The organism is Enterobacter sp. BIDMC 30, from assembly GCF_000534355.1.
In the GTDB taxonomy this organism is placed as follows: domain Bacteria; phylum Pseudomonadota; class Gammaproteobacteria; order Enterobacterales; family Enterobacteriaceae; genus Enterobacter; species Enterobacter ludwigii.
The window spans coordinates 973,957-986,393 of record NZ_KI973169.1 but is presented as its reverse complement, the minus strand read 5'-3'; the positions used below and the strand labels follow the sequence as shown (position 1 = coordinate 986,393).

Below are 12,437 nucleotides of genomic sequence, written 5' to 3'. Positions count from 1 at the left end.
ATGGTGTCCTTAGGTAGGTTTATGACGCTAACAAACCGGAATCGCCATTGCTCCATGTGCTAAACAATATCTTAGCCAGTCGGCTAAAAACTGGTTAATTTGATGCTTTTCGTCGCGTTGATGCAACTTTTTATTCGGATAATCATACCGCGCTTTGAAGCGAAAGATCTGCTGGCTTGAACACACTTCAGCGACCATCGCGTCATGGTAAAGGCGCACCGTCATCGACGGCAGGCTCCAGTAGCTAATGCTGGGCGCCGTTTGTTCAATTTCGACAAGCGTAGTGTAGCGCGTTGATTCTGTTATCGTTAATCGATACTGCGCGTTGCTCACCTGATAGCTCACCGTTTCGCCGGGTGCGTCGTTTTTCGGCAGCAGGCGGCGCAATTGTGCGAAATTGGTTTCGCACAGGCGCATCATTTCTGGGAAGTCAGGTGTATAACGCTTCATTTTTTCCACTCGTTTCGTAAAGTCTGATAATGCAGTTGCAGCCATTGCAGAGCGATGACAGACGCTGCGTTGTCGATTTTCCCCTCTTCTACCCACTGATAAGCCTGCTCCCGACTCACCACATGAACCCGAATATCTTCGTTTTCATCTGCCAGACCGTGGATCCCTTCCGCCGTCGTGGCGTCCACTTCGCCCACCATAATGGACAAGCGCTCGCTGGTGCCGCCTGGGCTTGCCAGATAACTCAGCACCGGTTTTGTCCGGCCAACCACCAGCCCCGCCTCTTCCAGCGCCTCGCGGCGGGCAACGTCTTCGACCGATTCGCCCTCTTCAATCATGCCGGCCACCATCTCCAGCAGCCAGGGGCTGACGCTGACGTCATACGCGGCAATACGGATCTGCTCCACCAGCACGACTTCATCACGCACTGGGTCAAAGGGTAGCAAGACTGCCGCATGCCCGCGCTCAAAAATTTCGCGTCTGATTTCACCGCTCATTTCGCCGTTAAACAGGCGATGCCTGAAACGGTAAAGTTCCATTGAAAAAAAACCGCTATAAAGCGTTTCTCGTGCAATAATTTCTACATCGTTTTTCGCGAATGTCACGGGCAAGTTTTCTGGTTTTTGCATGAGTCGAGTCCTGGTAGCAATGGTGATGAAATTATGAATTTCAAGGCTGTTTGGCTGCCGTTTGTAAGGCTATATGGTAGATTGGTGCAAATTACCGCCAGATGGCACGTAACGCCAACCTTTTGGTATGGAAGATTCTGTTAGAATCGGCAATTATTTTTTAATTAGATCAGCGCTAATACTGCTTCACAACAAGGAATGCAAATGAAGAAATTGCTCCCCATCCTTATCGGCCTGAGCCTGACGGGCTTCAGTGCAATGAGCCAGGCGGAAAACCTGTTACAGGTCTACCAGCAGGCACGTCTGGGCAACCCTGATTTACGTAAATCAGCGGCCGATCGTGATGCTGCGTTTGAAAAGATTAACGAAGCGCGTAGCCCATTGCTGCCACAGTTAGGTTTAGGTGCAGATTATACCTACAGCAACGGTTTCCGCGACGCCAATGGCGTTAACTCCAATGCTACCAGCGCCTCACTGCAATTAACACAGACGCTGTTTGATATGTCCAAATGGCGTGCCCTGACCCTGCAGGAAAAGAGCGCGGGCATCCAGGATGTGACGTATCAGACCGATCAGCAGACGCTGATCCTGAACACCGCCACCGCATACTTCAACGTGCTGAGCGCAATTGACTCGCTCTCCTACACCGAAGCGCAGAAACAGGCGATTTACCGCCAGTTAGATCAAACCACCCAGCGTTTCAATGTGGGTCTGGTGGCAATCACTGACGTTCAGAACGCCCGTTCACAATACGATAGCGTCCTGGCCAACGAAGTGACTGCACGTAACAACCTCGATAACGCGCTGGAATCCCTGCGTCAGGTTACCGGGAATTACTACCCTGAGCTGGCGTCGCTGAACGTCGACAGCTTCAAAACGGATAAACCGCAGGCCGTTAACGCCCTGCTGAAAGAAGCGGAAAACCGCAACCTGACGTTACTGCAGGCGCGTCTGAGCCAGGATCTGGCCCGCGAGCAAATCCGTCAGGCACAGGACGGCCACCTGCCGACCCTGAGCCTGAGCGCGTCTACCGGCGTGTCTGATACCACTTACAGTGGTTCTAAAACGAACACCTCCCAGTACGACGACAGCAACATGGGTCAGAACAAAGTGGGTCTGAACTTCTCGCTGCCACTGTACCAGGGCGGCCAGGTGACCTCTCAGGTGAAACAGGCGCAGTACAACTTTGTTGGCGCGAGCGAACAGCTGGAAAGTGCCCACCGCAACGTGGTACAGACCGTTCGTTCGTCCTTCAACAACGTGAATGCCTCTATCAGCAGCATCAACGCCTATAAACAGGCCGTTGTGTCTGCGCAGAGCTCTCTTGATGCCATGGAAGCGGGTTACTCCGTGGGTACGCGTACCATCGTTGACGTCCTGGACGCGACCACCACGCTGTACAACGCGAAACAGCAGCTCTCCAGCGCACGTTACCAGTACCTGATTAACCAGCTGAACATCAAACAGGCGCTGGGTACGTTGAACGAGCAGGATCTGCAGATGCTGAACAGCACCCTGGGTAAACCTGTCTCTACTTCTCCGGAAAATGTCGCGCCAGAGAACCCTGAGCAGGTTGCCGCCGTTGATAACTTCAACGGTAACGGTGCTGCACCTGCCGCGCAGCCAGCTGCCGCACGTACGACTGCACCCGCCAGCAGCGGTAACAATCCGTTCCGCAATTAAGCATGTCATCGGGCCCACTGCGGCCTGATGCCTTCGCCATACCCCTCTCCTTTCGGGAGAGGGCGTACGTAAATCACACCTGAACGTAAGCCAACGTAAAGATCCCCCTCATTCCGGCCATCATCGCTTCATTTTCAACCACTCATCCTCTATCCTGAGCGTTATTACCACTGGGTCCAGGAAGACAACGATGAAACGGACAAAATCTATCAATCACGCTTCGTTCCGCAAAAGCTGGAACGCGCGTCATCTCACCCCTGTTGCGCTGGCCGTCACGGCTGTCTTTATGCTGGCAGGCTGTGAGAAAAGCGATGAAACAGTTTCGCTTTATCAAAACGCGGACGACTGCTCTGCTGCAACCGGCAACGCCGCAGAGTGTAAAACGGCGTATACCAACGCCCTGAAAGAGGCGGAACGTACTGCGCCGAAATATGCTTCACGTGAAGACTGCGTGGCAGAGTTCGGTGAAGGTCAGTGCCAGCAGGCACCGGCTCAGGCAGGCACGGCCCCTGAAAACCAGGCACAGGCCCAGTCCAGCGGCAGTTTCTGGATGCCGCTGATGGCAGGTTACATGATGGGCCGCCTGATGAGTGGTGGTGCGGGTTACCAGCAGCAGCCGCTGTTTAGCTCGAAAAACCCGGCCAGCCCGGCTTATGGTCAATATACCGATGCCAGCGGCAAAGGCTATGGCGCAGCCACCCCTGGCCGCTCCGTAACCGTACCGAAAACGGCGATGGCTCCGAAACCCGCGACCACCAGCACCATTACCCGTGGCGGGTTCGGTGAGTCTGTGGCGAAACAGACCAGCATGCAGCGTAGCGCGTCAGGCACGTCCACTCGCTCAATTGGCGGCTGATCATGGAACGAGTCAGTATCACCGAGCGCCCGGACTGGCGCGAAAAAGCGACCGAATACGGTTTTAACTTCCACACCATGTACGGCGAGCCGTACTGGTGTGAAGACGCTTACTACAAGCTCACGCTTGCCCAAGTGGAGAAACTGGAAGAGGTGACCGCCGAGCTGCACCAGATGTGCCTGAAAGTGGTGGATAAAGTCATCGACAGCGACGCGCTGATGACGAAGTTCCGCATTCCGAAGCACACCTGGAGTTTCGTCCGCCAGTCGTGGAAAACCCACCAGCCTTCGCTTTACTCACGTCTCGATCTGGCGTGGGACGGCGTGGGCGATCCTAAGCTTCTGGAAAACAATGCTGATACGCCAACCTCGCTGTACGAAGCGGCGTTCTTCCAGTGGATCTGGCTGGAAGACCAGGCCAATGCCGGCAACCTGCCGCAAGGCAGCGACCAGTTCAACAGCCTGCAGGAAAAGCTGATTGAGCGTTTCGCTGAACTGCGCGAACAGCATGGTTTTAATCTGCTGCACCTTGCTTGCTGCCGCGACACGGAAGAAGACCGTGGCACGGTGCAATATCTGCAGGACTGCGCGGCCGAAGCTGAAGTGGCGACCGAGTTTCTCTATATCGAAGATATCGGCCTGGGTGAGAAAGGTCAGTTTACTGACCTGCAGGATCAGGTGATAAGCAACCTGTTCAAGCTCTACCCGTGGGAATACATGCTGCGTGAAATGTTCTCCACCAAGCTGGAAGACGCCGGCGTGCGCTGGCTGGAGCCGGCGTGGAAGAGCATCATCTCCAACAAAGCCCTGCTGCCGATGCTGTGGGAGATGTTCCCGAACCATCCGAATCTGCTGCCGGCTTACTTTGCGGAAGACGATCACCCGCCGATGGAGAAATACGTCGTTAAACCGATCTTCTCCCGCGAAGGGGCGAACGTGTCGATTATTGAAAATGGCAAAACGCTGGAAGCCGTTGAAGGGCCTTACGGCGAGGAAGGAATGATCGTCCAGGCGTTTTATCAACTGCCGAAGTTTGGTGACAGCTATACCCTGATTGGCAGCTGGCTCATCAACGATCAGCCAGCCGGGATTGGCATCCGCGAAGATCGCGCGCTGATCACGCAGGATCTGTCACGGTTCTATCCGCACATTTTCGTCGAGTGATCGGGTGTGCCGGGGTGCGAGCGGAAGCCCTCACCCCGGCCCTTTCTCTTTGGGAAAGGCATGCATACGTTATCCAATCTGCACCGACAACATACTTAAGCTTCCCATCTCAATGCCATCGACCGGTATGCTAATCGGCTCCTGACCATCCCACGCGCCCAGTACATACAGCAACGGCAGGAAGTGTTCCGGCGTCGGGTTAGAGAGTGAACCGCCTTCGTGATCCAGATAGTTCACCAGCGGATGCTCCTCAACCGGCCCTTGCCAGGTCAGATTCGCTTTCACGTAATCGTTAAAAGATGTCGCCCACGGGTATGGCGTGTTCTCACCGTGCCAGCGCGCTGTACGCAGGTTGTGTACCACGTTGCCGCTTGCGATCAGCATGATACCCTCGTCGCGTAAGGTCGCCATTTTTCGCCCCATCTCCAGGTGCCAGGCCGCCGGTTTAGTGCTGTCGATACTCAACTGCACCATTGGGATATCCGCCTCGGGATACATCTTTATCAGTACGCCCCACGAGCCATGGTCAAAGCCCCAGGCTTCGTTATCCAGCGCCACAGGCACAGGCGCGAGTAATTCCACCAGCTGTCTAGCCAGCGCTGGCGAGCCGGGTGCCGGATAGTGCGTGTCGTACAACGCCTGCGGGAAGCCGCCGAAATCATGAATGGTTTTTGGCGTTTCCATTGCGGTCACGCCCGTGCCCCGGGTAAACCAGTGTGCAGACACCACCACAATCGCTTTCGGACGCGGTAGCGTCTCGCCCAGATGACGCCATACTCGGGTATAGACGTTGTCTTCCAGAACGTTCATTGGGCTACCGTGGCCTAAAAACAGTGCTGGCATACGGGAAGAAGTCATGGTGATATCCTTACAGAAGGTGTCAATTTAATGGTTCTACATTACGCGCAATCTCGCCCGGATGAACGCTGATAAGCGTGAAGATCATCATCAGAAAATTTGAATGTAAGAAATGTGTAAAGCAGGGTTTCGCCTCTCGCTTTGACCGAAATGAACCATTAATATTAATGATAATCATTATCATAAGGAGCAATGCATGTCAGTCCCCTTGATCCTGACTATACTGGCGGGCGCCGCAACGTTCATCGGTGCCATTCTCGGTGTGCTTGGTCAAAAGCCGTCTAACCGCGTGCTGGCCTTCTCATTGGGCTTTGCTGCCGGGATCATGCTGCTCATCTCTCTGATGGAGATGCTCCCTGCCGCACTGGGCACCGAAGGCATGTCTCCGGTGCTGGGGTATGGCATGTTTGTATTCGGCCTGCTTGGCTACTTTGCCCTCGACCGCATGCTGCCGCACGCGCATCCGCAGGATTTAATGCAAAAAAGCGTGACCCCGATGCCGCGCAATATTAAGCGCACGGCCATTCTGTTAACGCTCGGCATAAGCCTGCACAACTTCCCGGAAGGCGTGGCAACCTATGTCACCGCCAGCAGCAATCTGGAGATGGGCTTTGGTATCGCCCTGGCGGTAGCTTTGCACAATATTCCTGAAGGACTGGCGGTGGCCGGGCCGGTTTATGCCGCCACGGGCTCGAAACGGACCGCGGTCTTCTGGGCGGGGATCTCGGGGATGGCCGAAATTCTCGGCGGCGTGCTGGCGTGGTTGATTCTGGGCAGCCTGGTCTCGCCTGTGGTGATGGCCGCTATCATGGCCGCCGTGGCCGGGATAATGGTGGCGCTCTCCGTGGATGAGCTGATGCCGCTGGCGAAAGAGATCGATCCGAATAATAACCCGAGCTATGGCGTGCTGTGCGGTATGTCGGTGATGGGCTTGAGCCTGGTGCTGCTGCAAACAGCAGGGATCGGCTAAGACAATCGCGCATTAACGTCTCACAACAAAAAAGCCGGGTTTCCCCGGCTTTTTCACATCAGCCCTTTCAGCTGGCTTTGCGCGCGTGCGCCTGGCGATACTCCACCAGATCTTCAATCGTCACCACGGGCATATTATGCAGACGGGCAAAGGTGATGCACTCCGGCGCACGTGCCATGGTGCCATCGTCGTTGGTGAGTTCACACAGTACGCCCGCAGGTTTAAAGCCTGCCAGGGTCACGAGGTCAATGGTCGCTTCGGTGTGACCGCCACGGGTCAATACACCGCCGGCCTGCGCACGCAACGGGAAGACGTGGCCTGGACGATGCAGGTCTGATGGCTTCGCATCATCGGCAATCGCGGCACGTACGGTGGTCAGACGGTCAGCCGCCGACACGCCGGTGGTCACGCCATGTGCCGCTTCGATGGTCACGGTAAAACCGGTTCCAAAGGCGCTGGTGTTGTTTTCAACCATCATGGGCAGGTCGAGCTGCTTACGACGGTCTTCGTTGATACACAGGCACACGATGCCGCTACCGTGACGGATGGTCAGCGCCATCTGCTCAACGGTCATGTTTTCGGCGGCGAAAATCATGTCGCCTTCATTTTCACGGTTTTCATCGTCAAGCACCATCACGCCGCGGCCTTCGCGCAGTGCATCCAGTGCATGTTCAACACGTTCAATAGAAGTGCCAAAAGAGGAAAGTAGCGTCTGATTCATGGTAAAAAAACCTCATTAACATTATGGTTACCAGAATCAGGGCAGTCTTAGGAGCGCCGTATAAGCGGCAAAAAGATAACGTGAGCGGGCCAGGCCCGACTTGATCGTTACTCTCTCCCATCCGGACTCTAACCGTCGGCCCCGGAATTACACCGGATCTGCTGTCCTTTGAGTGGTGACCCAAAGCGCTCGCGGGCTTTCAGCGTTACGCTGATTTACCGCCGGTGGGGAATTTCGCCCCGCCCTGAGAATAAGCGAGATAACTATAACGCGATTGATTACCCTGGGCAATGCGCAGACATAAAATCTCCTTTATCCTGGGGCATGACGCGCTACAATGTTCATTAACACCGTCTTATCAAGGGAAGCCACAATGATTGACCCGAAGAAAATTGAGCAAATTGCGCGTCAGGTTCATGAGTCTATGCCAAAAGGCATTCGTGAGTTTGGGGATGACGTAGAGAAGAAAATCCGCCAGACGCTGCAGGCGCAGTTGGTTCGCCTTGATTTAGTCAGCCGCGAAGAGTTTGACGTGCAGACGCAGGTTCTGCTGCGTACCCGCGAGAAGCTGGCCCTGCTGGAGCAGCGTCTGAACGAGCTGGAAAACCGCAATACGCCAGCGGAAGTAAAACCGGCACCGGCCATTCCACCGGTTGATGAAGCAGAATAACAGCCGCGTATAACGGGCTGTTTGCGAAGATACCCTCTCCTGCAAAGAGAGGGTGAAAAAAACGGGCCAGATGGCCCGTTTTTTATTGGCTGACTTTATTTGCTGTCTTTCTGGATCTTCTTGATGATGTTGGTGGTTGAGCACCCGTCCTCAAAGTTGAGCACCATCACTTCACCACCATTAGCCCAGACCTCTTCGCTGCCTGCGATTTGATCCGGTTTGTAATCGCCGCCTTTCACCAGCAGATCCGGCAAAATACCGGCAATCAGGCGCTGCGGGGTATCTTCTTCAAACGACACCACCCAGTCCACCGCTTCCAGCGCACCCAGTACGATCATGCGCTGCTCCAGCGGGTTCACCGGACGCGTTTCACCTTTAAGACGTTTCGTCGACGCATCGCTGTTCACCGCCACAATCAGACGGTCGCCCAGCTTACGCGCATTGGCCAGATAAGAGACATGACCGGCATGCAGGATGTCGAACACGCCGTTGGTCATCACCACTTTTTCACCGCGTTTACGGGCGGCGGCAACGGCCACTTTCAGCTCATCTTCGCTCATCACGCCAAAACCGGTATCGGCACGACCGCGCACCGCGTTTTCCAGTTCGATCGGCGAAACGGTGGAAGTCCCCAGCTTGCCGACGACCACGCCTGCTGCCGCATTAGCGAAGTAGCACGCTTCTTCCAGAGAGTTCCCTGCCGCCAGCGTCGCCGCCAGAACGCCAATGACCGTGTCGCCGGCACCGGTCACGTCATACACTTCCTGCGCCTGGGTCGGCATATGCAGCGGCGCTTTGCCAGGCTGCAGCAGCGTCATCCCCTGCTCGGAGCGGGTCACCAGCAGCGCGGAGAGTTCGAAGTCAGCAATGATCTTCATGCCGCGCTCAACGAGCTCTTCTTCCGTCTTACATTTGCCCGCCACCGCTTCAAACTCAGAGAGGTTTGGCGTCAGCAGCGTTGCGCCACGATAGCGCTCAAAGTCAGTACCTTTCGGGTCGATCAGCACGGGCACATTGGCTTTACGCGCGAGCTGGATCATCTGCTGTACGCTTGCCAGCGCACCTTTGGCGTAGTCGGACAGCACCAGCGCGCCGATAGTGCTCAGCGCCTGGTTAATGCGCTCGTGCAGCGGCTCAGGATCAACGCCCTCAAAGCCTTCCTCGAAGTCGAGGCGGATCAGTTGCTGGTTACGCGACAGAACGCGCAGTTTGGTGATCGTCGGGTGTGTCGGAACCGAAACGAAGTCGCACTTCACGTTCACGTCCGCCAGCGACTTGCTCAGCGCACGCGCCGCATCGTCAATGCCGGTTAAGCCAACCAGACGCGACTGCGCGCCCAAAGAGGCAATGTTCATCGCCACGTTTGCCGCGCCGCCAGGACGCTCTTCAATGGTGTCGACCTTAACTACCGGTACCGGTGCTTCCGGAGAGATGCGGCTGGTCGGCCCGTACCAGTAGCGATCCAGCATGACATCCCCGACAACCATAACTCCAGCACGTTCAAACTCTGGCAGTGTTACTTTCATTCCTGACTCCAGAAAGATTCACAATTTGCGCGCGATAATATCACACTTGTTTTGTTACGCACGGTTCCACCAGCCACTTCTGCCAGCTGGCGGTGACCTGCGCGCGTTCAGTGGCGAAACAGTCCAGCGCGACGTGGCCAGGCTGCTCCTGTAAGGCCAGGTGGTGCAGCTCGTCGCGCAGCGTGGTATAGGCGCGCGTTAAGGCCTGCGCCTCCTGCTCATCCATAATGTCGTTTTGCGCCAGCAGTTCCAGAATACGCACATTATCAGACCAGCGGGTCAGCTTCGGTTTAGCGTGCGCATGGCGTAGCACCAGATATTGCGTAATAAATTCAATATCGGTAATGCCGCCCTCATCCGCTTTAATATCAAAGCGATCGCGATGCTTATTGCCCAGGTGCGCGCGCATTTTCTCGCGCATCTCTCGCACCTCGGTCTGCAGCGTGCTGCCGTCACGCGGGGTCGTCATAATCTCCCGACGAATGGCATCAAACTGCGTTTTCAGCGACGGATCGCCGTACACCACGCGGGCACGCACCAGCGCCTGATGTTCCCACGTCCAGGCTTCATTCTTCTGGTACTCAGCGAAGGACTCCGTTGAGGTCACCAGCATGCCGGCCGCGCCGGAAGGACGCAGACGCGCATCCACTTCATATAAAATGCCGGATGACGTGCGGGTGCTGAACAAATGCATAATGCGCTGGGCCAGACGCAGGTAGAACTGACGCCCGTCGATTTCACGCTCGCCGTCGGTCATGACGTCTGCCGGGCAGTCATGCAGGAAGATTAAATCGAGATCCGAGCTGTACCCCAGTTCCCATCCGCCGAGCTTACCGTAACCCACAACGGCAAAACCGCGGCCTTCGCGGTCAGCAAGGTGTTTCGGCTGGCCGTAGCGCGCCACCATCTGAATCCATGCCTGATGCACCACCGCATCAATGATCGCTTCTGCAAGCCAGGTTAAGTGATCGCTCACTTTCATCACTGGCAGCGTTCCGGCGATATCTGCCGCCGCCACGCGCAGCATTTGCGCCTGCTTAAACTGACGCAGCGCCTCCAGCTGTTGCTCTTCGTCCTCTTCCGGTACGCGCAGCAGATACTGACGCAGCTCGTCACGGTAGGCGTCCGTTGCCGTCGGCTGGTAGAGCGTATTGGGATCGAGCAGCTCATCCAGCAGCAGCGGATACCGCGCCAGCTTGTTGGCCACCATCGGTGAGGCGGCGCAAAGCGTAATCAGATGCTTGAGCGCGCCCGGGAACTCGCTCAGCAACTCAAGATAGGTCGTACGGGTGATGATGCCGCTCAGCAGCGGCATCATGCGCGACAGCGGGACCGGCGCATCCGCACGCGAGCAGACGTTGCTCAGCAGGTGCGGCATCAGATGATCCAGCACCTGACGACCGCGCGGACCAATGGCCCGTTTATTCAGTTCGAGACGGAAATCAGCAATTAACGCCACCACACGATGGCGATCGTCGTCGCTCAGGTGCGCCAGCACCGGCGTGGTGTCATCTTCCTGCAGCGCGTCCTGCCACAATTCGCGCCAGTGTTCAGAGAGCGTATCGTCCTGCGATTCACTTTCATCGTCACCAATCAGCGCGTTAAAGACACGGCGCACGCCGGCCATATGCGCATCCAGTTGCCCGGTCAACGTTGACCAGTCGTCGACGTGCATCCCCCAGGCCAGCCGCGCCCGGTTCAGATCATCGCCTGGCAAAGTCTGGGTCTGCTCGTCATTGATGCTTTGCAGCAGGTTTTCCAGGCGGCGCAGGAACAGATAGGCCTCACGCAAGATCTGCGCGTCGCCTTCCGGCAGCAGATGCAGTTGCTCTATGGCTGACAGCGTCGGCAGCAGCGAACGGGATTGCAGTGAAGGCTCACGTCCGCCGCGGATCAGCTGGAAGACCTGAACGATAAATTCGATTTCGCGAATGCCGCCCGCGCCGAGCTTGATGTTGTCCTTCAGACCCCGACGGCGCACTTCACGGGCGATCATTCCTTTCATGTTGCGCAGCGACTGAATAACGCTAAAGTCGATATAGCGACGGAATACGAACGGGCGCAGCATGGCGCGCAGCTCGTTGGCGTAGGCATCGTCGCTGTCTCCCATGATCCGCGCTTTGACCATCGCGTAACGCTCCCAGTCGCGCCCCTGCTCCTGATAATAATCTTCCAGTGCCGCAAAGCTCAGCACCAGCGGACCGCTGTCGCCAAACGGGCGCAGACGCATATCCACGCGATAGACAAAACCATCCTGGGTAGGTTGATCCAGCGCTTTAATCAGACGTTGCCCGAGACGGGTAAAGAACTGCGCATTGTCCAGTTCACGGCGGCCCCCGCGTGTGGAGCCGTTCTCCGGCCAGGCAAAAATCAGGTCGATATCCGAGGAGAAATTCAGTTCGCAGCCCCCGAGCTTGCCCATGCCCAGAATCAAGAGTGGCTGAGGAACCCCATCCTCATTGCACGGCGTGCCCCACTCTTTACAGCAGGCGGCATAGAGCCAGTCCCGTGCGGCAACAATCAGCGTCTGTGCCAGCTCGCTCAGCTGCTGCAGGGTACTTTCTTCGTTGACCAGTTCCAGCGCCTGAGCCCAGGCAATACGCACCATCACCCGGCGGCGGAACTGGCGCAGGACGCGCATCAGTGTTGCTTCATCCGCGACCTCTTCAAGTGCGGTTTGCAACCAGCCCGCATAATGCCGCCACTCGTCTGCCTGCGGTGGGGTGCTCTCAAGCGCCTCCAGCCAGTCCGGGTAAGCGGTGATACTTTCCTGCACAAAATCACTGAAGGTGAGCACGCTCCTGGCCTGCTCGCTTAACGATGACGCCGGTAATGACTCAGGCAGACGTTCGCAAACGGTCTGCCACTGCTGCTGTAACTGCGAAGAAAGCGGCATTATAGGGTTCCTTGC

The 12,437-nt window shown here is 56.4% G+C and carries 11 protein-coding genes and 1 riboswitch; of the genes, 5 read left to right on the top strand and 6 right to left on the bottom strand.

The features are described 5' to 3' along the window. Positions 1-27: 27 nt before the first annotated feature. A complete protein-coding gene (locus L466_RS17495; protein WP_014833293.1) occupies positions 28-450 on the bottom strand; it encodes a DUF1249 family protein in 423 nt (140 codons plus the stop codon). Then, positions 447-1,079 carry an ADP-ribose diphosphatase gene (gene nudF / locus L466_RS17500; protein ID WP_032680277.1) on the bottom strand — a complete coding sequence of 211 codons (633 nt, stop codon included), beginning with the start codon at positions 1,077-1,079 and terminating at the stop codon, positions 447-449. The genes L466_RS17495 and nudF overlap by 4 nt, the downstream gene beginning before the upstream one ends. Before the next feature lie 204 nt (positions 1,080-1,283). Between nudF and tolC the strand changes: the two genes are divergently transcribed. From tolC to L466_RS17515, 3 genes are all read left to right on the top strand, one after another. Then, entirely contained in the window at positions 1,284-2,762 is a 1,479-nt protein-coding gene (gene tolC / locus L466_RS17505) for an outer membrane channel protein TolC (RefSeq protein WP_020883637.1), read from the top strand. A gap of 190 nt (positions 2,763-2,952) precedes the next feature. After that, positions 2,953-3,618, top strand: a complete 666-nt coding sequence (locus L466_RS17510; RefSeq protein ID WP_032680276.1) for a DUF1190 family protein — start codon at positions 2,953-2,955, stop codon at positions 3,616-3,618. 2 nt (positions 3,619-3,620) lie between these two features. Further along, positions 3,621-4,781: a glutathionylspermidine synthase family protein gene (locus tag L466_RS17515; RefSeq protein WP_032680275.1), complete on the top strand. Its 1,161-nt coding sequence runs from the start codon at positions 3,621-3,623 to the stop codon at positions 4,779-4,781. A 69-nt stretch (positions 4,782-4,850) separates the two neighbouring features. Here L466_RS17515 and ygiD read toward each other — a convergent pair whose 3' ends face one another. Continuing rightward, the gene (gene ygiD, locus L466_RS17520; protein WP_032678980.1) at positions 4,851-5,639 is read right to left on the bottom strand and encodes a 4,5-DOPA-extradiol-dioxygenase; all 789 of its coding nucleotides are present in this window, start codon (positions 5,637-5,639) and stop codon (positions 4,851-4,853) included. Between the two features lie 196 nt (positions 5,640-5,835). On the opposite strand from ygiD, the gene zupT reads away from it, so the two are divergent. Next, entirely contained in the window at positions 5,836-6,609 is a 774-nt protein-coding gene (gene zupT / locus L466_RS17525; protein WP_014171648.1) for a zinc transporter ZupT, read from the top strand. Between the two features lie 67 nt (positions 6,610-6,676). Here the strand turns inward: zupT and ribB are convergent, their stop codons facing one another. Beyond that, positions 6,677-7,330, bottom strand: a complete 654-nt coding sequence (gene ribB / locus L466_RS17530; protein WP_014171649.1) for a 3,4-dihydroxy-2-butanone-4-phosphate synthase — start codon at positions 7,328-7,330, stop codon at positions 6,677-6,679. Positions 7,331-7,435: 105 nt separating this feature from the next. After that, a riboswitch (FMN riboswitch) is annotated at positions 7,436-7,586 on the bottom strand. A gap of 117 nt (positions 7,587-7,703) precedes the next feature. Between ribB and ubiK the strand changes: the two genes are divergently transcribed. Next, on the top strand, positions 7,704-8,000 hold the full coding sequence (ubiK, locus tag L466_RS17535) for a ubiquinone biosynthesis accessory factor UbiK (protein WP_020883634.1): 297 nt from the start codon (positions 7,704-7,706) through the stop codon (positions 7,998-8,000). 95 nt (positions 8,001-8,095) lie between these two features. On the opposite strand, the gene hldE is transcribed toward ubiK, so the two are convergent. Continuing rightward, positions 8,096-9,526 carry a bifunctional D-glycero-beta-D-manno-heptose-7-phosphate kinase/D-glycero-beta-D-manno-heptose 1-phosphate adenylyltransferase HldE gene (gene hldE, locus L466_RS17540; protein ID WP_020883633.1) on the bottom strand — a complete coding sequence of 477 codons (1,431 nt, stop codon included), beginning with the start codon at positions 9,524-9,526 and terminating at the stop codon, positions 8,096-8,098. A gap of 40 nt (positions 9,527-9,566) precedes the next feature. Further along, positions 9,567-12,425 (bottom strand): bifunctional [glutamate--ammonia ligase]-adenylyl-L-tyrosine phosphorylase/[glutamate--ammonia-ligase] adenylyltransferase, encoded by a 2,859-nt coding sequence (glnE, locus tag L466_RS17545; RefSeq protein ID WP_155962750.1) that lies wholly within the window; start codon positions 12,423-12,425, stop codon positions 9,567-9,569. Between the last annotated feature and the right edge of the window lie 12 nt (positions 12,426-12,437).

What these genes read in the sequence shown, in the direction of transcription:
- hldE (WP_020883633.1), bottom strand. Translation starts at nt 9,526, where the DNA reads ATGAAAGTAACACTGCCAGAGTTTGAACGTGCTGGAGTTATGGTTGTC.
- ubiK (WP_020883634.1), top strand. Translation starts at nt 7,704, where the DNA reads ATGATTGACCCGAAGAAAATTGAGCAAATTGCGCGTCAGGTTCATGAG.
- nudF (WP_032680277.1), bottom strand. Translation starts at nt 1,079, where the DNA reads ATGCAAAAACCAGAAAACTTGCCCGTGACATTCGCGAAAAACGATGTA.
- zupT (WP_014171648.1), top strand. Translation starts at nt 5,836, where the DNA reads ATGTCAGTCCCCTTGATCCTGACTATACTGGCGGGCGCCGCAACGTTC.
- tolC (WP_020883637.1), top strand. Translation starts at nt 1,284, where the DNA reads ATGAAGAAATTGCTCCCCATCCTTATCGGCCTGAGCCTGACGGGCTTC.
- ribB (WP_014171649.1), bottom strand. Translation starts at nt 7,330, where the DNA reads ATGAATCAGACGCTACTTTCCTCTTTTGGCACTTCTATTGAACGTGTT.
- L466_RS17515 (WP_032680275.1), top strand. Translation starts at nt 3,621, where the DNA reads ATGGAACGAGTCAGTATCACCGAGCGCCCGGACTGGCGCGAAAAAGCG.
- L466_RS17495 (WP_014833293.1), bottom strand. Translation starts at nt 450, where the DNA reads ATGAAGCGTTATACACCTGACTTCCCAGAAATGATGCGCCTGTGCGAA.
- ygiD (WP_032678980.1), bottom strand. Translation starts at nt 5,639, where the DNA reads ATGACTTCTTCCCGTATGCCAGCACTGTTTTTAGGCCACGGTAGCCCA.
- L466_RS17510 (WP_032680276.1), top strand. Translation starts at nt 2,953, where the DNA reads ATGAAACGGACAAAATCTATCAATCACGCTTCGTTCCGCAAAAGCTGG.